The sequence below is a fragment of the Bradyrhizobium sp. LTSPM299 genome, assembly GCF_000938235.1.
Lineage (GTDB): Bacteria > Pseudomonadota > Alphaproteobacteria > Rhizobiales > Xanthobacteraceae > Bradyrhizobium.
The window spans coordinates 67479-90104 of the sequence record NZ_JYMU01000087.1; the positions used below are offsets into that span (position 1 = coordinate 67479).

The 22626-nt window shown below is 65.0% G+C and carries 17 protein-coding genes and 1 pseudogene; 6 read left to right on the forward strand and 12 right to left on the reverse strand.

Annotated features, from left to right (window positions below; genetic code table 11):
• Nucleotides 1–4: 4 nt before the first annotated feature.
• The 6 genes from UP10_RS38295 to UP10_RS38320 form a co-directional block, all read right to left on the reverse strand.
• Entirely contained in the window at nucleotides 5–1429 is a 1425-nt protein-coding gene (locus UP10_RS38295; protein ID WP_044592352.1) for a glycosyltransferase family 4 protein, read from the reverse strand.
• Nucleotides 1426–1629: a hypothetical protein gene (locus UP10_RS38300; RefSeq protein WP_044592353.1), complete on the reverse strand. Its 204-nt coding sequence runs from the start codon at nucleotides 1627–1629 to the stop codon at nucleotides 1426–1428. The genes UP10_RS38295 and UP10_RS38300 overlap by 4 nt, the downstream gene beginning before the upstream one ends.
• Nucleotides 1626–2366, reverse strand: coding sequence for an ABC transporter ATP-binding protein (locus tag UP10_RS38305; RefSeq protein ID WP_044592354.1), 741 nt, complete (start codon nucleotides 2364–2366; stop codon nucleotides 1626–1628). The genes UP10_RS38300 and UP10_RS38305 overlap by 4 nt, the downstream gene beginning before the upstream one ends.
• 3 nt (nucleotides 2367–2369) lie before the next feature.
• Nucleotides 2370–4316 (reverse strand): glycosyltransferase, encoded by a 1947-nt coding sequence (locus tag UP10_RS38310; RefSeq protein WP_044592355.1) that lies wholly within the window; start codon nucleotides 4314–4316, stop codon nucleotides 2370–2372.
• 17 nt (nucleotides 4317–4333) lie between these two features.
• Nucleotides 4334–4504: a hypothetical protein gene (locus tag UP10_RS38315; protein ID WP_156180675.1), complete on the reverse strand. Its 171-nt coding sequence runs from the start codon at nucleotides 4502–4504 to the stop codon at nucleotides 4334–4336.
• Nucleotides 4505–4809: 305 nt separating this feature from the next.
• Nucleotides 4810–5172, reverse strand: coding sequence for a hypothetical protein (locus tag UP10_RS38320; protein ID WP_156180677.1), 363 nt, complete (start codon nucleotides 5170–5172; stop codon nucleotides 4810–4812).
• A gap of 253 nt (nucleotides 5173–5425) precedes the next feature.
• Here UP10_RS38320 and UP10_RS38325 point away from each other — a divergent pair, with 253 nt between their 5' ends.
• Together UP10_RS38325 and UP10_RS38330 are read left to right on the forward strand one after the other, a co-directional pair.
• Nucleotides 5426–6301, forward strand: a complete 876-nt coding sequence (locus tag UP10_RS38325; RefSeq protein WP_044541910.1) for a DUF6502 family protein — start codon at nucleotides 5426–5428, stop codon at nucleotides 6299–6301.
• Entirely contained in the window at nucleotides 6298–7491 is a 1194-nt protein-coding gene (locus tag UP10_RS38330) for a DUF5666 domain-containing protein (RefSeq protein ID WP_044592358.1), read from the forward strand. Before UP10_RS38325 ends, UP10_RS38330 begins: the two co-directional genes overlap by 4 nt.
• A gap of 81 nt (nucleotides 7492–7572) precedes the next feature.
• Here UP10_RS38330 and UP10_RS38335 read toward each other — a convergent pair whose 3' ends face one another.
• Together UP10_RS38335 and UP10_RS38340 are read right to left on the reverse strand one after the other, a co-directional pair.
• Nucleotides 7573–8928, reverse strand: coding sequence for a M23 family metallopeptidase (locus tag UP10_RS38335; RefSeq protein WP_050044027.1), 1356 nt, complete (start codon nucleotides 8926–8928; stop codon nucleotides 7573–7575).
• 100 nt (nucleotides 8929–9028) lie between these two features.
• Complete coding sequence (locus UP10_RS38340; RefSeq protein ID WP_082077509.1) at nucleotides 9029–9721, reverse strand: peroxiredoxin; 693 nt, start codon at nucleotides 9719–9721, stop codon at nucleotides 9029–9031.
• Nucleotides 9722–9949: 228 nt separating this feature from the next.
• On the opposite strand from UP10_RS38340, the gene UP10_RS38345 reads away from it, so the two are divergent.
• Nucleotides 9950–13633 carry a YhdP family protein gene (locus UP10_RS38345; protein WP_044592386.1) on the forward strand — a complete coding sequence of 1228 codons (3684 nt, stop codon included), beginning with the start codon at nucleotides 9950–9952 and terminating at the stop codon, nucleotides 13631–13633.
• A gap of 152 nt (nucleotides 13634–13785) precedes the next feature.
• On the opposite strand, the gene UP10_RS38350 is transcribed toward UP10_RS38345, so the two are convergent.
• On the reverse strand, nucleotides 13786–15378 hold the full coding sequence (locus tag UP10_RS38350; protein WP_044592359.1) for an alkaline phosphatase family protein: 1593 nt from the start codon (nucleotides 15376–15378) through the stop codon (nucleotides 13786–13788).
• 242 nt (nucleotides 15379–15620) lie between these two features.
• On the opposite strand from UP10_RS38350, the gene UP10_RS38355 reads away from it, so the two are divergent.
• Complete coding sequence (locus UP10_RS38355) at nucleotides 15621–17372, forward strand: hypothetical protein (protein ID WP_063775433.1); 1752 nt, start codon at nucleotides 15621–15623, stop codon at nucleotides 17370–17372.
• 81 nt (nucleotides 17373–17453) lie between these two features.
• On the opposite strand, the gene UP10_RS38360 is transcribed toward UP10_RS38355, so the two are convergent.
• Both UP10_RS38360 and tyrS read right to left on the reverse strand, forming a co-directional pair.
• Nucleotides 17454–18701 carry an MFS transporter gene (locus UP10_RS38360; RefSeq protein WP_044592360.1) on the reverse strand — a complete coding sequence of 416 codons (1248 nt, stop codon included), beginning with the start codon at nucleotides 18699–18701 and terminating at the stop codon, nucleotides 17454–17456.
• A 56-nt stretch (nucleotides 18702–18757) separates the two neighbouring features.
• Complete coding sequence (gene tyrS, locus UP10_RS38365; RefSeq protein WP_044592361.1) at nucleotides 18758–20011, reverse strand: tyrosine--tRNA ligase; 1254 nt, start codon at nucleotides 20009–20011, stop codon at nucleotides 18758–18760.
• 151 nt (nucleotides 20012–20162) lie between these two features.
• Here tyrS and UP10_RS38370 point away from each other — a divergent pair, with 151 nt between their 5' ends.
• Nucleotides 20163–21266 carry an anhydro-N-acetylmuramic acid kinase gene (locus UP10_RS38370; protein ID WP_044592362.1) on the forward strand — a complete coding sequence of 368 codons (1104 nt, stop codon included), beginning with the start codon at nucleotides 20163–20165 and terminating at the stop codon, nucleotides 21264–21266.
• 82 nt (nucleotides 21267–21348) lie between these two features.
• On the forward strand, nucleotides 21349–22026 hold the full coding sequence (locus UP10_RS38375) for a glutathione S-transferase family protein (RefSeq protein ID WP_044592363.1): 678 nt from the start codon (nucleotides 21349–21351) through the stop codon (nucleotides 22024–22026).
• A 92-nt stretch (nucleotides 22027–22118) separates the two neighbouring features.
• On the opposite strand, the pseudogene UP10_RS43645 reads toward UP10_RS38375, so the two are convergent.
• A pseudogene (locus tag UP10_RS43645) lies at nucleotides 22119–22469 on the reverse strand (IS110 family transposase); the annotation flags it as partial.
• Nucleotides 22470–22626 lie beyond the last annotated feature (157 nt).

Sequence of the window (22626 nt, forward strand, 5' to 3'; positions counted from 1 at the left end):
GGCCTTACGTGCCGTGCGCCGCGAGACTGTCGAAGGCGGGTGCCGCAGGAGAGGCGAGTGCCGCAGGGATCACACTTTCGGCGACCATACGATGGGACAGCAGGTCGCGCGCCTGGGTATGGTGGCCGAAGCGCTCGGCGAGTTCGGTCCGGCGCTCCCGGATGCTGTCGCGCAATGCGTCCTGCCGCGCCATCACGCGGGTGACCGAGGCCCTGATATCGTCGATCGAGAACGGATCGAAATAGTCGGCGAGCTCGCCGGCGACCTCGCGGAACACCGGGATGTCGGAGCACAGCACCGGCGTATTCGCCGCCAGCGCCTCGATGATCGGCACGCCGAATCCTTCGGCGAGGCTCGGCATGATCAGCCCGTGCGCTTCGGCGATCAGCGCAGCCTTCTCGGCTTCATCGACGTAACCGGAGAATTTGACGTTCGGCGGCAGGTTGCGCGAAAGGCTGGGGTCACCGGTATAACCGATCACGATGAGGTCGGCCTGGGGCAGCTTGCGGAAGGCGCGGGTCACCGCGGCGAGGTTCTTGCGCGGTTCGGCCGAGACGATCACGACGAAGGACGGCCGGACGGTCCGCGCGGCCGCCGGTACGGCCAGCTTCGGTGCCGCGAAGCGCGTGCGCGGGTAAACCACGCGCGCCGGCAGGTTTGCAAACTGCGGCAGCAGGGCACGGAAGCGGTTCATGCTGTAGTTCGAGACGAACGCCAGCTCGTCGGCCTGCTGCAGGCTGGTGAACAGGCGCGACAGGAATAGTCTTGTGGCGACGTCAGAGAGCTTGAGGTCGGTGAGCGGCAGCAAATCGTGCACCACGCAGATCACCTTGGCGCCGCGATCGCGACGGATCGCGACCCGCGTCGGGGTGTCGACGAGAATGACGTCGTAGCCGCGCGCGTCGATCCGCGGCGGCGGCAGTCGCAGCAGTGCCGAGGTGTCCTGATAGGTGTAGAATCCGGATTCGAGCTGGAACTCACCGAACAGCTGCAGGTGCCGCAGGTCGGTCGGGATGTATTCGAGCCCGGCCGCGCGGTTCTCGATCAGCTTGACGCTCGTTGGCAACAGGCGGATCGCGCGCAGGAAGCTGACGGCGAATTCCAGCGAGGTCGCGGCGCGGAGTTTGTTGCGGAGCCAGTCGATGGTGCGGCGCAGACCGCCGCTGCGCATCATCGGCGCGTTCATGTCGGCCTCGTCGAGGAAGCGATAGAGCGCGAGCAGTTCGATCAGCCGCGAGTCGTCGGGCAGCAGCCGGGCCCGCTGCTGGCGGCGGCGCAGCTTGCGATAGCGGCGCGTCGTCTCGACCAAGAGCGTCAGCTCGTGGCCGTCGGCGGCGAGCGAGCGGACCAGCTCGCGGGTGAAGTGGAAGATGCCGCGCTTGTGGTTGGGCTCACCGAGCGCCTCGCTGACGACCAGGATCTTGTTCATGCGCGCTTTTCTCTGAGCTCGAGGGGATGCAGGGTCGGCGCATCCAGCGAAACCGTGCTGGCGATGCGGCCATGGTCGAGATTGATGATGGTGTTGCAGGTGCGGCGCAGCAGCCCGTGATCGTGGGAGGCGATGATCACGATTGCCGCGGTCTCGACCATCTTCTGCATCGCCTCGCTGACGACCAGGATCTTGTTCATGCGCGCTTTTCTCTGAGCTCGAGGGGATGCAGGGTCGGCGCATCCAGCGAAACCGTGCTGGCGATGCGGCCATGGTCGAGATTGATGATGGTGTTGCAGGTGCGGCGCAGCAGCCCGTGATCGTGGGAGGCGATGATCACGATTGCCGCGGTCTCGACCATCTTCTGCAGGCGCTGCTCCGCCTTGGCGGAGAAATTCTCGTCGACCACGCTGAGCCATTCGTCGAGCAGCAGGATGTCGGCCGGGAACGCGGTCGCAGTGGCGAACAGCACCCGCATCAGCATGCCCGAGGAGAACATCCGCAGCGGCAGCCGCTGCATGCGCTCCTCGAGTTCGGTGAACGCCCAGATATCGTCCAGCATCGCCTGCGTCGGCTTCCGGCCGCTGATCCGCAGCAGCAGGCTGATATTGTCGGCGGCCGTGAAATCCAGGTTGGCGCCGGCGCCGAGGCCGAGCAGCGGCACGATATTGCCCGAAATCTCGAGCTCGCCGCTGGTCGCCGGGAAGACGCCGGCGATCAGCCGCAGCAGGGTTGACTTGCCGGAGCCGTTCGGTCCGGCAAGTCCGATGCGCGCGCCGGCCTTGGCGTCGATCGTGATGTTGTCGACCGCGCGGATGGTGCGCATCTCGCCGGGTTGGCGGAACAGCCGCCCGAGCAGGCGACGCTTCAGCGAGAAGTCGTAGGCGCCATAGAGCGGATAATCGAGACAGACGTCGCGGAGCTGAATGCTGGCCATGCCCTAGATCCAGAACGCGGCTTTGCGCAGATGGGCGACGGTCACGACCGAGGCGACCGCGAGCGCGGCGAGGCACGTCAGCACGTAGGCGACGCTGCCCATCGGGACATGGGCGGTGGCGAGCGGGTCGCGCCAGATCGCGAACAGATGCGTCAGCGGATTGAACCGCATCACCCTTGAGCCGCGGTCGATCATCTCCGGCGTCCAGATGATCGGCGAGGACAGGAAGGCCAGCGTCAGCGAGGACTCGATGATCGGCTTGATATCGCGGTAGCGCGTCGCCAGCGCGCCGAGCACGAGGCTGAGCGCGAGCGTGCAGACGATGAAGAGGGCAAGCCCGGGAAGGGCGACGAGTGCGCCGCTGACATCTCTCGGCGTCAGCGCGAGCCACAGGATCAGCGGCACGGTCGCGTTGTGAAGCGCGAACAGCGCCTGGCGGAACGTGCATTGCAGCAGGAAGATCACCGGCGGCAGCGCGCGGTCCTTGATCAGGCTGGCCGAGCCCTGCAGCGCCGTGGTGGCATCGAGCACGACACTGTTGAGGAAGGTCCAGGCGGTAAGGCTCGCAGCCAACATCGGCAGCCGCGCCACCGCGCTGGCGTTAGAGAAATGACCGATCACGGAGCCGAGCACGGCGACCATGATCGCCATCTGGATCGACATCCAGAAGGGTCCAAGGAGGGAGCGGACGTAGCGGTGACGCATGTCTGACCAGGCCAGCGCCGCCGCAATTTGGATCGCGCTGACGAATCCCCCCGCCGTGTAGGGACGCGAGGCTGGGGCTGGTGAACCAGCGTCCTTCGCGGCTATGGCTTCTTCAGCAACGACCATACGATACACCGTCTCGACTCCCTCCTTGAAAGCTGTGGTTGAGTATTTCGTCATGGCGCGGTGGCGCGCGGCCTGTCCCATGCGCTGGCGCCGTTCCGGATCGTCGATCAGGGTCTCGATGGCGTCGGCCAGCGCGTTGGGATCGCCTGCTGGCACCGTGATCGCCTCGATCCCGTTGCGCGCGACATAGGGCACGCCGGTGTCGAGCGCGGTGTTGATGACGGGGCGGCCTGCGGCCATCGCCTCGAGCTGCACCAGCCCGAAGGTCTCCGCATTGGTCACCGACGGCATCACGAAGACGTCGGCGATCCGCATCAGCTTGACGCGTTCGCTCTCGGGGACCGAGCCGAGCAGGCGGACGCGGTCTTGCAGGCCGTAGTCGCGGATCAGCTGTTCGAGTTGGTCGCGCTCGCGGCCCTCGCCCACGATCCAGACCTCGAAATTCCTGCTATGGGCAGCGCGGATCAGGACGTCGAAGCCCTTGTAGGGCACCAGCCGGCCGCAGGCGAGGACGAGACGGCCGCGGCTGTTGATTTCGGCTGGCCGCAGCACCGGCCGGTCATACTTCGCCACGTCGACCCCGAACGGAACGGCGTGGCACTTGTCGGCGAATTCGCGCAGCAGCGGCGTATTCTCGACCAGCACCGGATCCGAGACGATGATCGCGGCGGCGCGCCGCAACGTCCGCCGCATCATCGGTTCGACGAACCAGCGCAAGGCCGCATGCGAGACGATGTCGGCGTGCCAGTGCACGACCAGCGGACGTCTGCGGCCGAACCCGAACGCGAACACCAGGTCGGCAAGCGGAAATGGCGCATGCAGCGCCAGCAGATCGTGCTCGGCGATGCGGCGCCACAGCCGCCATGGATAGGTTGGCGCCGCCGGCAGCGACAGCACATCGCCGAACGAGTGCACGCGCTCGACCGCGACGTCGTTGACGACGATCCGCCGCTCACCGCCGGACTGCGAGCAGACCAGGACCGCGGCGGCGAAGCTGTCCTTCAGCCCGACGCAGATGTCGCGGATCACCGACAGCGTGCCGCCGAACAAATCGGGGTAGTAGACCTTGAAGATGTGGAGCACCGACGGACGGCGCGCCGGCTCGTTGAGCATGGTCATGGGCTGATCGCCTCCGCTCAGGCCGCAAACAGCGCGACGACGAACGGCATCGCCAGCGCAGCGAAGAACACCACCGAGCGCAACAGCGCCGGCAGAATGGGCTCGATCGGGCCGCAGGCGCTGCGCGGCGGGAAACAGTGTGTGGCTGCGGCGATCCGTGTAGGAGCGCGGACTGAATGAAGAGACATGGCGTCGAATCCCTTGCTCAATGGATGTCCAGTACGTGGGAAAATTTCACACGTCAATTGAGCTGGACTAAAATGTGGGATTATGTCCCACGTATGGCGATGATGAATTTATTTGGGCCCGCGGAGATACGGATGCTGGCAAGCGCGACCGCGCGGCGCGTTCGCAATGCGGGCGAGATGGGTGGGGGAGCGTGCAGGGCCATCGCATGCAGTAACCGCAGGCACGCGCCGGCGTTTCCACGTCGTCGTGGCCGGGCTAAAGCGCTTTGCGCTTTGGCCCGGGCATGACGAGCTTGCGGAAGCTGTCAGGCCGGCTCGGCGGTCCTGCCTTCGATCGATCGCAGCGGCAATTGCCTGATGGCGCCGATGTCGAACTGGATTTTTTCAGGCAGCCTCGCCGCCGGAGGCAGTGGCGGCTCCTGCTCCACCACCACGCGCTTGCCGCCATCGGCCGTCAGCGCAATCGAGACCGATTTGGCCTGTGCCTGCGATTTCAGCACGGCATGCGCGCGGCAGGCATACTCACCGGCGCGCAAGGCCCCGAAGCCGAAGACGAGGAGGCGACCATAGATGTACAGCGCAAGCAGGTCGGTGTCGTCGAAGCGGCGGGAGGAGCCTGGCGCGACGCCTGGCAGGCAGGGATAGCTTCCCGCCATGACCGTCGACACGAAATCCTCGTAGGGGACCTGCGCGGTCTTGCAGGCTTCCGCGATCTCAAGGTCGAGTCGGATGGACGTTATGTGGCTTTCCGTGCCCGGCGCGCACCATCGCGGGAGACCGGGAGAATCGGCAGCCCGCCGCAAGCGTACTATGTTTCCAATCGTGGCAATGTTTCCCATAAGTGGGAAAAGTTCACACGTCAATGGTCGTCGGTCAAGAAGTGGGATTGTATCCCACGGCATCTGCGGTTAAAATTTGGGCATGAATGCCAAAGTCCCGAAACCGAAGCCGGCATCGGCGCCGCCGATCGCCGCGGCGAAGCTGCATTCGCCGCTGGCGCGGATGCTGCGGCCGCTGGTCCGACTTTGCATTCGCGGCGGCATGACGTTTCCGGCGCTGACCCAGCTGTTGCGCGAACTCTACGTCAACGTCGCCGAGCACGATTTCGCGCTCGAAGGCAAGGAGCAGACCGACAGCCGTGTCAGCCTCCTGACCGGCATCCATCGCAAGGAGGTCGCGCGGCTGCGCGGCGCCGGCGCGCCGGTGAACGAGGTGCCGGCAACGCTATCGCGGACCAGCGCGATCATCGCACGCTGGCTGGCCGCGCCGGAATTCACCGATGCGAAGGGCGACCCGCTGCCGCTGCCGCGCACCGCCGAGCGCGCCGCGCCGTCGTTCGAGGCGCTGGTCGAATCGATCACCAAGGATGTGCGGCCGCGCGCGGTGCTGGACGAATGGCTCGACCGCAAGCTCGTCACCATCAATGCCGACGACGAGATCGTCCTGGTCGAGGAAGCCTTCGTGCCGCATGGCGACGACGATCGCAAATGGCACTATCTCGGCCGCAATCTGCATGACCATGTCGCGGCCGCCGAGGCCAATGTGTCGTCGGCTGTGCCGCGCTTCCTCGAGCGCGCCGTGCATTATGACGGGCTGTCGGCCAAGCTCGCCAAGCGGCTTGAAGGACGCTCGCGCGAGCTCGCGATGGAGGCGTTGAAGGTTGCCAACCGCGAAGCCAACCGTGCATTGGCCAAAGACAAGGGCGGCGATTACCGCTGGAATTTCGGCATCTACATCTACCGCGAGGGTCCCGATGGCCCGGTCGACGATGATGCCGACGAAGGCGGCGCGTCGTGAAGGGCCCGCCGGTCATATCCCGCCGCGTGCTGCTGGCGGCGTTCTGGCTTGCCGGCACGTCGCTCGCCGGCGCGCAGGTGAGGAAGCGCGGCACCGATCAGGGCATCGGCGGCACCGGGATCACCGGATCCGACCAGGGCATCGGGGGCACCGGCATCGTCGGCGTGATCCAGCGGTTCGGCAGCATCTTCGTCAATGGCGAGCGCATCGCCTACGGGGCCGACGTGCCGGTGCACATCGACGGCGAGCCGGCGACGGCGAAATCGCTGCGAATCGGGCAGGTCGCGCGCGTGGTGGCGCAGCGCGGCGCCAACGGCACGCTGTCGACCAAACAGATCAACGCGGTCAGCGAGGTGATCGGGCCGATCGAGCACGTCAAGTCCGGCGAGATGGCGGTGCTCGGTCAGAAGGTCGTCTGGTCGGGCCAGGAAAGCTGGCTGAAGCCAGGGACGCATGTCGCGGTGTTCGGGTTGCGGCGCACCGACGGCGTCATCGTCGCGAGCCTGGTGCAGGAGCGCCACGATGCCGCGACGCGCGTCACCGGTCCGCTGGAGCGCGACCGCAGCGGAAGCTTGCGGATCGGCGATCTCAGGCTCACGGGTGTCGACCCGGCGCTCGCCGGGCAGCGCGTGCAAGTCGACGGCCGCGTCACGCAAGGCGTGATGCAAGTGGCGCGCAGCCGGTCCGACGACTTCTCCGATCTCGCTGGAGCGAACCGGGTGCTGATCGAGGCCTATGTGCGGCGGGTCGGCGGCGAGCTGCAGCTCGGCTCCGGCTTTGTGGCGCGCGACAATTCACGCTTCTCGCCGTCGGCCGATACCCGCGTGGTCGTCAATGCCACGCTCGAAGGTGCGCGAGGCTTGCGGGTCGAGTCGGTGCAGTCGGTCAACAAATTCCCGGGCTCGTCGGTGCGGGGACCTGCTGCGCCCGCGCATCAGCCCGGCGCGGCGCCCGGGCACGGCGGCGGTGCGCCGCACGGCGGTCCCGGCGGCGCGCCATCGGGGTCATCAGGTGGCCCCGTTGGCGGTGGTCCTGCTCCTGCTCCCGGCCCTGGTTCAGAACCAGGTGTTGGTGGCGGCATGTCGCCGCCCGGCGGCTTCAGTCCGCCATCCGGCGGTGGAGGTCCCTTTGGGCCTGGCGGCGGCTTTGGCGGTGGCCCGCCTGGCGGCATGGGCGGCGGCCGGCGCTGATCGTCACATGCAACAGCACCGGCGCAGGCGGGCCGCCTGCGCCGTGGATCTGTCATTATTGAATGAGGAGAGCTTGAGGTCTCAGCCGGCGCTCAAGCGGACGCCGGCACGCAGGAATTTCTGCGGATCGACCGCTTCGCCGTCGATCCGGGTTTCATAGTGGAGATGCGGGCCCGTCGAACGGCCGGTCGAACCGACCGCGCCAATCACCTGGCCGATCTTGACGACCTCGCCGATCTTGACGCCGATCTCGGAGAGATGGCCGTAGCGGGTCGCAAGGCCGTTGCCGTGATCGACCTCGATCATGCGGCCGTAGCCGCCGGCCCAACCCGCCGACGTGACCTTGCCGTTGGCGGTGACACGCACCGGATCGCCGGCGGAGGCGCGGAAGTCGAGACCGGTGTGCATCGCCGGGCGGCCGAGGAAGGGATCGGTCCGCACGCCGAAGCCGCTGGTGAACTCGACCTCGCCGACGACAGGCTTGCGATAGGGCACCAGCGCCAGCGTCTGATTCAGCCGCTGCATCTGCGCCCGGTTGATGTTGATCCGATAGAGCTGGCGCTCGAACGGACCGGCGTCGGACGGAAGCTTGACGGGGACGAACGGGCCGCCCATGCCGGCGCGCGGCGTTGCCGCCTCGAGCTGGGCCATGTTGAGGCCGAGATCGCTGATCACGCCGCGCATCCGCCGCACCCGCGAATCGATGCCGTCCTCGACCGATGAGAGCGCGGCGAGCTGGCGCCGCTCGACCTGGTCGAGCGAGGTCTGCAGGCGGACCAGCGCGCTGTCGACGCCCTGGGCCTTGGCGAACTGGCTCGGTTGCGTCTTGGCGATTAGCGGTGCGCGGGATTCCAGACGGGCTTCGCGATCCGGCGGCGCGACGAAGATCACGGTGTCGCTGATCGGGGACGGTTTTGGCGTGCCGGACGACGGCGCAGCGTCTGCGCGGCCCTGCGGCTTTATTGATCCGGTAACCGCGGCGTCGGGAATCGTGCCGAGCGCGGTGGCGCGCGTTTCCAGCGCCGACTGGCGGCGCATGATCTGGTCGAGCTTCTGGTCGAACTGCTCCTGATCGAGCAGCTGGCGGCCGGTGGTGCGATCGACCTTGGCGCGGAGGTCAGCGATGCGGTCTTCATAGGCGTATTGCATTTCGGCCTGGCGGGCGATCAGCCGGGTCAGGACGTCGTCACGGAAGGCGAAATAGGTCGCGGTTGCGGCCGACCACATCCCGAGCAGGACCACGGTCCCGACCGCAATCCAGAATACGACTGGCCCGAACCGGACCTGCTTGCCGGCGTGCACGATGGTATAGCCGGCCCCCGAAGCTGCCGCGGCCGACGCGAGTTGGGCGGCCGGTCGGCGCGCCGGGGCCCGGCCATGGTCCTGCGGATGATGGTGGTTGGCATATTCGAGATGATGACCGGACCGGCTCGACATCGGTACTCCCGCGGCCGGTCGGACCAAGTTCCGTACGGCTAATTTGCGGGGGCGATTTGACCCTCCCATGGTTAATTTTCAGGAAACGGAGCCGCTCCAGTTAGAGCGACCGGACCGCCTCAAGCACCTGGTCTGCATGGCCGTCGACCTTCACATGGCGCCAGACCCGGGCGACCTTTCCTTTCGAATCGATCAGAACCGTCGTACGAATAATCCCCAGGAAGGTCTTGCCATACATGGATTTTTCGCCCCAGGCCCCGTAGGCCTCCAGCATCTGATGGGTCTCATCGGAGATCAGAGGAATCGACAGCTTGTGTTTGTTTCGAAACGACTCCTGCGCCTTAACCGTATCTGCGGAAACGCCGAGCACCGCGGCGCCGGCGTCCGCGAAGGCCTGGTTCAGCCGGGTGAAGTCGATCGCCTCCCGGGTGCAGCCCGGCGTATTGGCGCGAGGATAGAAGAACAGCACCAGCTTGCGATCAGCGAAGTCCTTGAGCGAGACGCTACCGCCGCCGTCGCGCGGCAGAGTAAAGGAGGGGGCCTTGGCGCCTTCGGCGAGAATCCCTGCGGCAGATTTCGTCGCTTCCGACGGCTTCGGCTTTAACGGTTTCGAGGCGGCCTTGTGCGAGGCTTTGGCTTGAACGGTCCCGGCGGTCTTGTGTGATGTCTTCACAGCCGCCGTGCGGGTTTTCGCCGCGGACCTCCCCGTGCTGGTGCTTGCGCCGCGCGCAATCCTTGTTGCCGCGCGCTTTCCGGTTGTGTTGGAGGATTTCTTGCGCGTTTTCTTGGACATACGCCTTCCTTTCGTCGCTTTCCGCGGCTCAACCATTGGGGTATTGCGGGTCTCATTCGCAGCGGCCGGATTCGCATCCGCCGCTGGGCAAGTTTGATGGCCTCGGAGTATGGTTACAAGGAATTCGACGCGTTATCCGTCCGCTCGTTGAGCAGGCTTCTGATTGGTTGGTTTCGTCCTTTCTTGGGTCGGCTTGCGAACAACACGATTAACCAAGGACACGCCGCGATGCCGGCACAGGAGCGCTCGATACATATCGACGGGCGCCCCGATGGCGGCAATCAAACTCACCGCCAGCACCGAGAGGCAATGGCAAGGAATACGCCGCCGCAGGGGCCGAATCCGCGCGCCGAGGCCGAATTCTCGCAATGGGAAGACGACGCCGCGTGGGACGAGCAGGATGAAGCGGCGGGTCACCGCGCGCGGCGGCTGCTTGCGCGCTCCAATACCAACCTGCATCGCTTCAGCGACTTCTGCACCGGCCTGCAGCGCTGGCTGAACGGCGGGCGCTGGCTGCGGCGCATCGGACTGGTGCTCGCGGTGCTGGTGGTGATTTTCGCGACCAGTTTTGGCGCGCTGTGGTGGCGGCTCGGCGCCGGTCCGATCAATCTCGACGTCGCGACGCCGTGGCTCGCGGCCGCAATCGAGCAAAACATCGGTCACGGCAATACCGTCGAGGTCGGCGGGACCCAGATCGAGCGCGCTGGCCGCATCAGGGTCGCGGTGCGCATTCGCGACATCATCGTCCGCGACCGCGACCACGCAATCGTCGCGAGCGCGCCGAAGGCCGAAGTGCGGCTGTCGGGAACGGCGTTGCTGATGGGGCAATTGCGGGCGGAAAGCCTCAATCTGGTCGACGCGGAACTGTCGGTGCGGATCACACCGGATGGCTATGTGACGGTCTCCGCCGGCGATACCGCAAAGCCCCTTGCCACCGGCGTGGCGTCCAAGAAGGAAGCGGGATTGGCGCCGACGTTCCCGCGTCCGGGACCTGCTGCACCGCCGGCGGCCGCGCCCGAGAGCGCGGCGGCCGCACCACCCGAGCCAACCCAGAACGGCCTACTCGCAGGTCTCGACTGGCTTGACAGCCTCAGCATGACCGGCCTCGACGGCCAGAATCTCAATGAGATCGGCCTGAAGAACGGCAACCTCGTCGTCGACGACCAGCAGCGCGGCAACAAATGGAGCTTTGAGAATATTAGCCTGAGCCTGCGGCGGCCGAGCAGCGGTGGCGTCGCGCTCAGCTTCGGCGAAGAGGGCGCCAAGCCCTGGTCGGTGCGCATGGTGATCGGGCCGCAGACGAATGGCGTGCGCTCGGTCGACATCAAGGCCGACAAGGTCTCCGCCAGCGACATTCTGCTCGCGCTCAGGACCAAGGACCTCACCTATACGGCCGACCTGCCGCTATCGGGCGAACTGAAGGGCGAACTCGGCCGCGACGGCTTGCCGACCTACTTCCGCGGCAAGATCACCACGGGAGCCGGCAACATTATCGACACCGATACGCCGAGCTATCCGATGGCGATCGATTCCGCCGAGATGAGCCTCGAATGGGATTCGGGACGGCGCGTGCTGCTCGCGCCGATCAAGATCGTCTCCGGAGCCAACCGCATCACGCTGCTCGGTCACCTCGAGCCGCCGAACGACAATGTCACCGACTGGCAGGCCGGCCTGTCGGGCGGCACCATCGTGTTGGCCGGCATCGATAACGAGCCGCCGCTGATCTTCAACCGCATCAACGTCGCCTTTCGCTTCGACACCGAAAAGAAGCGTGTGATGCTGACCCAGGCCGACATCAGCAACGGCGAGATCGGCGTCGCCGGTACCGGCAGCATCGACTATTCCGGCGAGGCGCGGCTGCAGCTCGGGTTCGCCGGCACGCCGATGTCGGCCTCCGCGTTGAAGCGGATGTGGCCGACCATCATCGTACCCGAAGTGCGCGAATGGGTGATCGAGCGGATCGACCGCGGCACGCTCCAGCGCATCGATGTCGGCGTCAATTCGCCGGTGCACAATCTGTCCCGCAAGGGGCCGCCGATCCCGGATGACGGTCTCTCCGTCAACATCGTCGCATCCGGCGTCACGGTGCGCCCAGTGGACAAGATGCCCGCGGTGCATGATGCCGACCTGAAGGCCAGGGTGACCGGCCGCACCGCGACCGTGACCATCGGCCAGGGCATTGCCGACACGCCGTCGGGCCGCAAGATCGCGCTGTCGGACTTCACCTTCGAGGTGCCCGACATGGCGCCAAAACCGTCGCCCTCGAGGGTCAAGTTCCGGGTCGACTGCCCGGTGCCGGCCGCCGCGGAGATCCTCGCCTCCGACCGGCTCAGCGATGTCTCCGGTCCGCCGATCGATCCCAACGCCAGCAAGGGCAACGTCTCAGCGGTGTTCAATCTTTCCATGCCGGTCAAGGGCGAGCTGACCAAGGCCGATACGATCTATTCCGTCACGGCTGACGTCGCCGGCGTGGCCGTCGACAAACTGGTGATGAACCAGAAGCTCGAGGCCAACACGCTGAAGGTGATTGCCAACAACGCCGGCTATCAGGTCAAGGGTGACGTCAAGATCAACGGCCAGCCGGCCTCGCTCGACTACCGCAAGCCGGCCGAGGGCGATGCTGATGTCAAGCTGCAGGCAACGCTTGATGACGCGAGCCGCGCGCGGCTCGGGCTGGATCTCGGCCCGGCCGTTTCAGGCGCGATCCCGATCAAGCTGATCGGCAAGATCGGCAGCGGCGACAACAACACCAAGATGGGTATCGAGGCCGACCTGACCGCGCTGAAGCTCGACAACATCCTGCCGGGCTGGGTCAAGGCATCGGGCAAGGCGGCCAAGGCGACCTTCAACGTGGTGCCGAAACCGCAGTCGACCCGGTTCGAGGACATTTCGGTCGAAGGCGGCGGCGTCTCGATCAAGGGCGCGCTCGAGGTCGACCTCAACGGCGACCTGATGAACGCGAACTTCCCGGTCTATGCGCCTTCGGAAGGCGACAAGACGTCGCTGCGGGCCGATCGCGGGCCCGACGGCGTGATGAAGGTGACGATGCGCGGCGATGTCTTCGACGGCCGAGGCTTCCTGAAATCGGCGATCTCCGGCCGTGAAACCGACGCCAAGAGCAAGACCAAGAACGTCGACTTCGACATCGACGTGAAGCTCGGCGCGGTGGCGGGCTTCAACGGCGAGGCGATCCGTAGCATCGACGCCAAGATGTCCCGCCGCAACGGTTTCATCAAGGCGTTCATGCTGAACGGCAAGGTCGGGCGCGATACGCCCGTCACCGCCGACATGCGCGGCCGTCAGCAGGGACGCGAGGTGATCTACCTGCAGACCAGCGACGCCGGCGCGTTCCTGCGCTTTATCGACACCTATTCGAAGGTGGCCGGCGGCCAGTTGACGCTTGCGATGGAGCCGCCGACGCCCGATCCGAGTCCCAGGGAAGGCCTCATCAATATCCAGGGCTTCTCGGTGAAGGGCGAAGCCCAGCTCGACCGCGCCGTCGCAGGCGGGCCGGTGAGCACGCAGAACGGCATCGGGTTCGACGCGCTGCGCGCCGAGTTCACGCGTCAGAGCGGCCAGCTCGCGATCCGCAACGGCGTCGTCAAGGGACCGAGCATCGGCGCGACCATCGAAGGCAGCATCGACTATGTCGGCAACCAGGTCCGGATGACCGGCACCTTCATTCCGATGTACGGGCTGAACAACATGTTCGGCCAGATTCCGTTCTTCGGGATATTCCTCGGCGCCGGCAGCAATGAAGGCCTGATCGGCGTGACCTATGAGGTCGTCGGCACGCCGAGCCAGCCAGTGCTGCGCGTCAACCCGATCTCTGCGCTGGCGCCCGGCCTGACGCGAAAGATATTCGATTTCAAGCAGTACAATCCGACCGACCTGCCTTCGACGAATAACTAGAGCCGTTTTGGTTCTGATGGAATCGGGACGGGGCTCTGGATTGCTGTTCTGGATTCCTGTTTCAAAAGCCGACCTAACGGAATGACATAAGAAAACGGCGCCCGATTGGATCGGGCGCCGTCGATATGAGTCCTTGATCGCAGTCGTTTTGCTCAGCGGTCGAAGCCGGGCAGGGCGACGGTGTGCTCGGCGCGGGCGCCTTTCAGCTTTCTGGCGTCGAGGCGGAGTGCGCGCAGGATCGTCGGTGCGACCTGCTTGTTCTCGACCTTGTCATCGACCACAGCGCCTTCGAAGCCTGGATTGGCGACGACCAGCAGGACGTGGGTATCGTCATCGGTGAAGCCGCCATGCTCGGAGACCTTCGCGGCGCTCTTGCTGTAGATCGTGCCATGCAGCGGCCGGATGATGATGTCGGGCGTGCGACCCTGGGCCGGGTCGCCGAATTTGTCCTTCAGCTCGTCGCCGGCATAGATTTTCTCGATCCGGGCCTTGTTCAGGAGGGCCTTGTCGTTCTCGAGGATGCCGACGGCTTTCGTCGCCTGGGTCTGGTCGGCCAGCCAGATCAGTGAGACGTCGTCGGCAGTCTCCTGCGCCACCTTGACGCCGCCGGCGGTCAAGAGGTCGACCGGGTCGACGACGTCGGCATGGCCCGGCAGCAGCCTCGGATTGGTGCTGCCCTTCAGCATGTGAAGCTGGCTCACGTCGATCGGCGACTGGCCATGCTTTGCGCCGACGATGACCAAGGTAGTCTTGGTGAGATGCTGCTTGTCCAGCTGGTCGAGCATTTGATCAAGCGAGCTGTCGACAAAGTCGAGCGACAATTCGAGCTGCGCGCTCGGTGTGCCCTTGGCGTCGGTGTAGCCATCGGCCGTGACCTTCTCGCCGACACTGACGGCCTGGAAGTTCATGCCCAGGATCGCCGGCACGCCAACCGTCTTCGTCCCTGTGTGGTCGAGGCCCTTGATCCAGTTCAGCACCGCGGTGACCTTCAGATTGTCATAGTAGCGGGTGTAGACCGGGTTCACGGTCCAATCGTCAGTCGCCTGGGGTGTCGGGATCAATTGGGGTGCGGTGGCAAGCACGCTCGTCGAATTGATCTCGGGCGCATAGAGCTCATCGAGGCCCTTGCCGGAGGGGCCGCTGATGATCTCATAGGCCGGGTGCTTGTCCGACCAGGCCGTGCGCTTACCGGCCTCGTGGATGATTTCCATGATCGTCGTGGTGTCGTTCTTCAGGTAGGCGTGCGGATAAACCGGCTGGCACGCGCTGCCGACCTTGCGCAGCGGCAGGTTCGCCGGATTAATATGGTCGGAATCCGCCGGTCCGCCGCCGTCGAGCTTGGTCAGATCGTAATCAAGCGCTTCGAAGTACGTGGCTTCGGTGCCCGGCTTGCCCTGGCAGTTGCTTCCGGGCGGATACAGGGTCTGGTCATAGGTGTCGTCGTAAAAGACGCCGTGCGTCTTCGGCGAAGCGCCGGTCATGAACGCCAGCAGCCCCGGAAAGGAATCCGACGGGTGCGAGGTGTGCGCATTGGTGTAATGCACACCGTGCCTCAGTAGCCTGGCGAAGGTCGATGTCGGGTGTCCCTTGACGTAGCGCTGCAGGTCGACCTCGTGCATGCCGTCGACGCTGATCAGGAGCACATGTTCGATGGCGCGATGGTCGTCATCGTCGGCGCGTACGGCCGTGCTGAGCGCGGTCGTGCCGAGCAAGACTGCAATCGCGAGCTTCCCAATTCTATTCATTGCTGACCCTCCCTGGAGAAACAGAGGGCTCTTGAATACCGTTGCGGACACGACGGGGATGTGAAACCGGAATGATGATGTCATGACCATCCCGCCATGATTGCAATGCGGGCTATCCACACTCGTCGCATCTCGTTCGCACGCCTGTAATAGTCCGGCCACAGATTGCACGTTACGACCGTCGACGTGGCGGGCGGTTACGCGGCCTCGCCATGAAAAAATCTTACATTGGGAGAATAGCAATGCTCGCCAAAGGATCGCGCCCGCTCGCGCGGCTTCCGCTGTCTCAACCCGTTCTTGCGTTCACGCTGCTCGCCTCCACCGCGCTGGCCAGCAGTTTTGCGCGCGCAGATGGCGACGACGTTCATTTCCGGCCGGGTCATCTGCTGTTGAGCCGCGCGGTGTTCGTCAACAACGCCGTCACCATCACGCCCGGCGTCACCCAACTGCCGCCGAACTGCGTGTCGCCCAATTGCGTGACCGCCACGGCGGACGGAACCTATCCGACGGTGTTCAACAACGCCGGCGTCGACGCTTCGTTCGGCCTGACCGCGAAGATCTCGCTCGACGAACTGCGGCTCGACGGCAGGCAGGTGCAGTCGCTCGAGGTACCGAACAGCGCCCAGCGCCGCATTTCGCAAGACAAGGACCAGATGGTCACCAGCTTCTCGTCGAAATCCGAACTCGCGCTCAATCTGTCTCTCGATCACCGCACCGTAACCTTCATGGGCTACCTTGCGCCGATCGGCGCCGTCGACGTGTCGAACTCCAACACGCCTGATGTGATCGACCCGACCAATCCGGTGCCCAACACCTATTACCGCATGGTCGCTGAAGTCGACGAGAATGGCCGCTTCCATTTCACCAAGATGAATGCCTATAGCGGCAACAACGGCCGCGCCGCGATCTTCAACGACCGGCACGGTGCCGGTGTGTTCTACACGTCGGGCAACGCTGGCAATGGCGGCAACCCGCAGCCCGCCGGGGTGATCACGGGCGCCGGCATGCAGATCGCGACGGAGGCTGACGCGCCGCTCGCCCGGCAGGCGGATCCGGGCGGGCCATTCCCGCTCGGCAGCTTTGACATCAGCGAGCTCGGCCAGAAGGCCGACAAGATCGGCAAGGACACCAATTTCCGCGGTCTCGCCGTGTTCAACGACGTGATCTACACGACCAAGGGCAGCGGCGGCAACGGAATCAACACGGTGTATTTCATCGACACCACCGGCAACGCCACCAACGGCAATCCGAAGGCGTGCCCGAACGGCGTCGGCGTGCCTGGTCCATCGGCGTCGCTGCCGACGACGCAGATTTTCTACGATGGTTCCAAGCTGGCGGCGCAGGGCGTCACGCCCTACAACATGTGCGTGCTGAGCGGTTTTCCGACTGCGCTCAAGAGCACGACTTCGTTCCCGTTCGGGATTTGGTTCGCCGACGCGAACACGCTCTACGTCACCGACGAGGGCAACGGTACCGTGACGTTCGACCCGACATCGAATACCTACACCGCCGCCAAGGCGCAGACGTTAGCCGGATTGCAGAAGTGGGTGTTCAGCAGCGCGGCCGGCGTCTGGAAGCAGGTTTACACCCTGCAGGCAGGGCTTGACCTGGGTGTGCCCTACACGGTGCAGGGCTATCCGACCGGCAACAACGCCGCGACCGGCAAGCCGTGGTCGCCGGCGACCGATGGCCTGCGCAACATTACCGGCCGCGTCAATCGCGACGGCACTGTGTCGATCTGGGCGATCACCTCGACCGTGAGCGGCAGCGGCGACCAGGGTGCCGATCCGAACAAGCTCGTGATGATATCAGACACGCTTGCCGCGGCCACGCTGCCGGCCGGCGAGCGCTTTGTCACGCTGCGAACCGCGAACTCCGGCGAGGCGCTCCGTGGCGTGTCGTTCACGCCGGGCACCGGCGATAGCCGGGAGGAAGCCCATGAGCGCGGCTCCTGCGCGGGTGGCCACCGCGACGATTGCCGCGACGCCGATTGAACGGCAGACGTTACGGCCTTCGGCCTCTCCCCATGTGCCTGCGGGGAGAGGCTGCGGCCCCAGGTTTTATGAGTACTGGGTTTAGCGCCGCAGCGCCGGGACCACCAGGAACGGAATCATTCCGAGCACCACGTTGACAAGCGCGAACGCCATCAGCGGATTGTAGCTGTGGGTCCAGTCGTGGAGCAGGCCGCCGCCCCAGGAGCCGAGCGCCGAGCCCAGCCCACTGCCGATCGAGATCGTGCCGTAGATCGTGCCGACGCGTTCGCCGCGGAAGATCTTCAGCGCGGTCGCGGTGATTAGCGGACCGCGTGAGCCGATCATGCTGCCGAAGCAGATGACGAAGCCGGTGAGCAGCCAGTAGTTTGGATGCCATTGCAGCAGCCACAGCAGGATGATGCCGGCGATCGAGACACCGTAGCTGAACAGCACCGACGGCCGGCGGCCGATGATGCCGTCGAGCGTGGTCACGCCGAGCATGCCGATGATCGTGGCGATGCCGGAAAATCCCCACGCGGTCGCTGCCGTCAGCGGCGAGAAGCCGGCGTCGATCAGGTAGGCAACGATCTGCGCGGTAAGCGCGTACATTGCGACCGCCGTGAAGAAAAAGGTGCAGAAAAGCGCCCAGAAGGTGTGGTGGCGCATCGCGCCGAGCAGCGTCCATTCCGTCTCGATCGCCGTCGTATTGGTTTTCCTGACGACATGCGGCGAGCCGTTGGCGAGCAGCCGCCAGGGCAACAGCAGCAGGGGGGGCAAGAGACAGAGCGCGACCGCGCCGAACGAGAAATAGGCGTTGCGCCAACCGAAGCGGTCGATCAGCACTTGCGACATCGGCAGCAGCACCAGGACGCCGGTGCCCGCGGCCGAATAGATCACCGCCATCGCGGTCGGCAGCCGCGGGCCAAACCAGCGGCCGAGCAGGATCGAATTCGGCACATTGCCGATCAGCGCAGTGCCGAGACCGACGCCAAGACCGATGCTGAGCTGGAATTGCCACAGCGCTTGCGCATGCGCTGCGACCAGGAATGCGCCGCCGAGCAACGACAATCCAAGCGCAAAGACGATGCGCGGCCCGGAACGATCGAACAGGCGGCCAACAAATGGCGCGGTCAGGCCGCTCGCAAGCCAGGTCAAAGAATAGACCGAAACAACTTGTGCTCGATCCCAGCCGAAATTTTCCGAGATTGGCTTGAGGAAGACAGTAAAGCTGTCACTGAGGCCGCGGCCGATCACCGCGAGCACGAAGCAAAGCGCCAGCACGCTCAACGCGACGTGCACTCGCTCGCGCGGTGTCGTGAACGTTTCGTCCCTGGGCGTGTTCTGATCCATCGGAGGGCAGGGAGCGCGTTTTCGGCGCGCCCTACAACCGACAAATGCGAATGCGCCTATGCAGGCTTGAGCAGGACGTGGCGCTTCTTGCCGAGCGACAGCTTGACGACGCCTTCCGGCGTGAGACTGGCTGATGTCAGCAGCATCTTCTCGTCAGTGACGGCGACGTCGTTGACGCGCAGTCCGCCGCCCTTGATCTGGCGCCGGGCTTCGCCGTTGGAGGCGACGAGCTCGGCCTTGACGAAGGCCGCGAGCACCCCGATGCCGGCATCAAGTTCACCACGCGGAATGTCCACCGTCGGCAGCGTCTCGGCGAGTGTGCCTTCCTCGAACGTGCGGCGCGCGGTCTCGGCGGCTTCATTCGCCGCATCGCGGCCGTGGAGCAGGGCGGTCGCCTCTGTCGCCAGCACCTTCTTCGCCTCGTTGATCTCGCTGCCCCCGAGCGCCGCAAGCTTGTTGATTTCGCCGATCGGCAGGATCGTGAACAGCTTGAGGAATTTGACGACGTCGGCGTCCTCGGCGTTGCGCCAGTATTGCCAGAAATCGTAAGGCGAGAACTGGTCGGCGTTGAGCCACACCGCGCCCTTCGCGGTCTTGCCCATCTTGTCGCCAGAGGCGGTGGTGAGCAGCGGCGTGGTCAGCGCGAACAATTGCGGCGTGCCCATGCGGCGTCCGAGATCGACGCCGTTGACGATATTGCCCCACTGGTCGGAGCCGCCCATCTGCAGCCGGCAGCCGACGCGGCGCGACAGCTCGACGTAGTCGTAGGCCTGACAGACCATGTAGTTGAACTCGATGAAGCTCATCTCCTGCTCGCGCTCGAGCCGGAGCCGCACCGAATCCATCGTCAGCATGCGGTTGACCGAGAAGTGCCGGCCGATATCGCGCAGCATCTCGATCCAGTTCAATTTCGTCAGCCATTCGGCATTGTCGAGCATCACCGCATCGGAATGCCCGTCGCCGTAGCGCAGCACCTTGGCGAACACGCCGCGGATGCTCGTCTTGTTCGCTTCAATCTCTGCGATCGTGCGGATCGCGCGCGTCTCGTCCTTGCCGGAGGGATCGCCGACCATGGTGGTGCCGCCGCCCATCAGGGTGATCGGCTTGTTGCCACTTTGCTGCAGCCAGTACAGCATCATCATGGAGAGGAAATTGCCGATGTGCAGCGACGGCGCGGTGCAGTCGTAGCCGACATAGGCGGTCGCTTCGCCCTTCGCGGCAAGCGCGTCGAGCCCCTCGAAATCGGAGCACTGGTGGATGAACCCGCGTTCCTGTAAAGTATTCAGGAAATCCGATTTAAATGCCGTCATTTCTCTGCGACTCAGATCATTCTTGTTTTACGGTTTTTGCATCTATTTGCGGAACCTTGGCGCAAAGGCTGCCGCAGGCGGACGCGCTGTGGCATTATAGGATGTACTTGTTTGATACAAGCCGGCGGTTCCGGCCGGAGCTTGACCTTCAATGATGCTGACGGCACTTGGACTCATGAGCGGGACCTCGCTCGACGGGGTCGACGTCGCGCTGATCGAAACCGATGGGCGCCAGGTCAAGGCGTTCGGGCCGTCGGGTTACCGGCCCTATACCGATGGCGAGCGCAGCCTGCTGCGGCAGGCACTCACTGAGGCCGTTCATCTGCCGCAGCGCGACGCGCGTCCGGGAATCCTGCGGCAGGCCGAGCATGTCGTCACCATCGCCCATGCCGAGGCGGTCGCCAACTTCACCGCGCAGCACCGGATCTCCTGCCAGGATATCGACATCGTCGGGTTCCATGGCCAGACCGTGCTGCACCGCCCGGAGCGGAAGCTCACGGTGCAGATCGGCGATGGTCCGGCGCTCGCCAAGGCGATCCACATTCCGGTGATGCATGATTTCCGCGCCGCTGACGTCGACGCCGGCGGGCAGGGCGCGCCGTTCGTGCCGGTCTATCACCGCGCGCTGGCGCAATCGCTGCATCGCGAAGGGCCGATCGTCGTGGTCAATATCGGCGGCGTCTCCAATATCACCTATATCGACGGCACGGACACGCTGATCGCCTGCGACACCGGGCCCGGCAATGCGCTGCTCGACGATTTCATGTTCCGCGAGATGCATCAGCCGTTCGACACCGAGGGCCGCTTCGCAGCCCAAGGCCGGCCGGACGAGGCCTGGATCGCGCAGGCTCTGAAGCTGCCGTTCTTTGCGCTGCCGCCGCCGAAATCGCTGGACCGTAATGATTTCGCGAGCCTCAGGCTCGGCGCCATCGCGCCTGCTGACGGCGCCGCAACGCTAACGGCTTTCACCGCGTCGGCGATTGCCCGCATCGTGCCGCTGCTGCCGAAACCGCCGAAGAGCTGGATCGTCGCCGGCGGCGGCGCCTCCAATCTCACCATGCTGCGGATGCTGCGCGAACGGCTGGCACCTGCGACCGTCGAGCCCGCCGGAACGGTAGGTTGGGCGTCCGATGCAATCGAAGCCCAGGCCTTCGGCTTCCTCGCCGCGCGCGGCCTGAAGGGCCTGCCGCTGAGCTATCCCGCCACCACGGGGGTGCCGATGCCGATGACCGGGGGGGTTATCGCTCGGCCTTGATCTGGATGCAGATGCATCGACCTTGACGATTTAATGCAGTTGCATGTAGTTAGATGCATCTGCATTGAATGCGAGGTTCGTCATGGTCGCCCTGAAGCTGATCAGCCACACGCTCTGCCCCTACGTGCAACGCGCTGTCATCGCGCTGCTCGAAAAGGGCGTGCCGTTCGAGCGAATCGACATCGATCTCGCCAACAAGCCGGACTGGTTCATCAAGATCTCGCCGCTCGGCAAGGTGCCGGTGCTGGTCGTGACTGATGAGGACGGCAGGGAGGTCGCGCTCTTCGAGAGCAACGTGATCTGTGAATACATCGAGGAGACGCAAGCAGGCGCCCGGTTGCATCCGCAGGATGCGCTGGTTCGCGCCGAGCATCGCGCCTGGATGGAGTTCGGCTCGGCCATCCTCGGCGATCTCTGGGGACTTGAGACCGCCACCGATGCCGCGACCTTCGAGAGCAAGCGGCAGGCGGTGGCCGCGAAGTTTGCGCGGGTCGAGGCGGCGCTGGGCGCAGGCCCGTTCTTCGCCGGCCAGAATTTCAGCCTGGTCGATGCCGTGTTCGCGCCGATCTTCCGTTATTTCGACGTGTTCGACGAGCTGACCGATCTCGCTGTCTTCGCCGACACGCCGAAGCTGCGCGTATGGCGCTTGGCGCTGGCGCAGCGGCCGAGCGTGCGCAACGCCGTTTCGCCCGATTATCCTGATCTGCTGCGCGCGTTCCTCGTGCGATATGACGCGCATCTTTTGAAACTCGCCGCGTAGCGAGCCTTACTTCGTAGCCCGGATGAGCGAAGCGATATCCGGGATCTTACTCGTTGCGACCCGCATGTTGCTTCGCTCATGCGGGCATCCATCGACTTGCAGTGCACCGGCCGGAACCAGCCCAGCCGTATCAGTTGCGCGATCCCGCGCGCGTCGTTGCGGTCCGACTTCACCGGCATCGCCTTGAACGCATCACGCACGTGGCGGGTCTCCAGCAGTTCCACCGCCAACCCCGCTTCCCGCATTGCCGCATAAAGCCATTGCGACAGCGGGCCAGCTTCCAGCCCGATCCGCTCCAGGTCGAAACCAAGAGAGCCGAACCAGCCGATCAGCGCCTCAGGCTCACTGGCCACCTTCGCTTCCCGAACAATCTTGCCGCTCCCGTCCACAACGCAAACACTCGAGCATTCCAATGACACGTCGATTCCTGCATAATACTCCATGGTCGTCTCTCCTTGATGCTTGGAGCGAGGCTCATCCCTCTGACTCCGTTCACACCATCAATGTGAGGGACGACCGCCCGCCTTCCAAGCAAGCCGCGCGAAGCGCGCCACCCATAGCGCCTTAGCGAGCGCGGCTTGCTTGGAAGGCAGACCGCGG

Bases quoted from the DNA above. Each gene is read 5' to 3' on its own strand.
- UP10_RS38295 (WP_044592352.1), bottom strand. From the start codon at position 1,429: ATGAACAAGATCCTGGTCGTCAGCGAGGCGCTCGGTGAGCCCAACCAC.
- UP10_RS38300 (WP_044592353.1), bottom strand. From the start codon at position 1,629: ATGAACAAGATCCTGGTCGTCAGCGAGGCGATGCAGAAGATGGTCGAG.
- UP10_RS38305 (WP_044592354.1), bottom strand. From the start codon at position 2,366: ATGGCCAGCATTCAGCTCCGCGACGTCTGTCTCGATTATCCGCTCTAT.
- UP10_RS38310 (WP_044592355.1), bottom strand. From the start codon at position 4,316: ATGACCATGCTCAACGAGCCGGCGCGCCGTCCGTCGGTGCTCCACATC.
- UP10_RS38315 (WP_156180675.1), bottom strand. From the start codon at position 4,504: ATGTCTCTTCATTCAGTCCGCGCTCCTACACGGATCGCCGCAGCCACA.
- UP10_RS38325 (WP_044541910.1), top strand. From the start codon at position 5,426: ATGAATGCCAAAGTCCCGAAACCGAAGCCGGCATCGGCGCCGCCGATC.
- UP10_RS38335 (WP_050044027.1), bottom strand. From the start codon at position 8,928: ATGTCGAGCCGGTCCGGTCATCATCTCGAATATGCCAACCACCATCAT.
- UP10_RS38340 (WP_082077509.1), bottom strand. From the start codon at position 9,721: ATGTCCAAGAAAACGCGCAAGAAATCCTCCAACACAACCGGAAAGCGC.
- UP10_RS38345 (WP_044592386.1), top strand. From the start codon at position 9,950: ATGCCGGCACAGGAGCGCTCGATACATATCGACGGGCGCCCCGATGGC.
- UP10_RS38350 (WP_044592359.1), bottom strand. From the start codon at position 15,378: ATGAATAGAATTGGGAAGCTCGCGATTGCAGTCTTGCTCGGCACGACC.
- UP10_RS38355 (WP_063775433.1), top strand. From the start codon at position 15,621: ATGCTCGCCAAAGGATCGCGCCCGCTCGCGCGGCTTCCGCTGTCTCAA.
- UP10_RS38360 (WP_044592360.1), bottom strand. From the start codon at position 18,701: ATGGATCAGAACACGCCCAGGGACGAAACGTTCACGACACCGCGCGAG.
- tyrS (WP_044592361.1), bottom strand. From the start codon at position 20,011: ATGACGGCATTTAAATCGGATTTCCTGAATACTTTACAGGAACGCGGG.
- UP10_RS38370 (WP_044592362.1), top strand. From the start codon at position 20,163: ATGATGCTGACGGCACTTGGACTCATGAGCGGGACCTCGCTCGACGGG.
- UP10_RS38375 (WP_044592363.1), top strand. From the start codon at position 21,349: ATGGTCGCCCTGAAGCTGATCAGCCACACGCTCTGCCCCTACGTGCAA.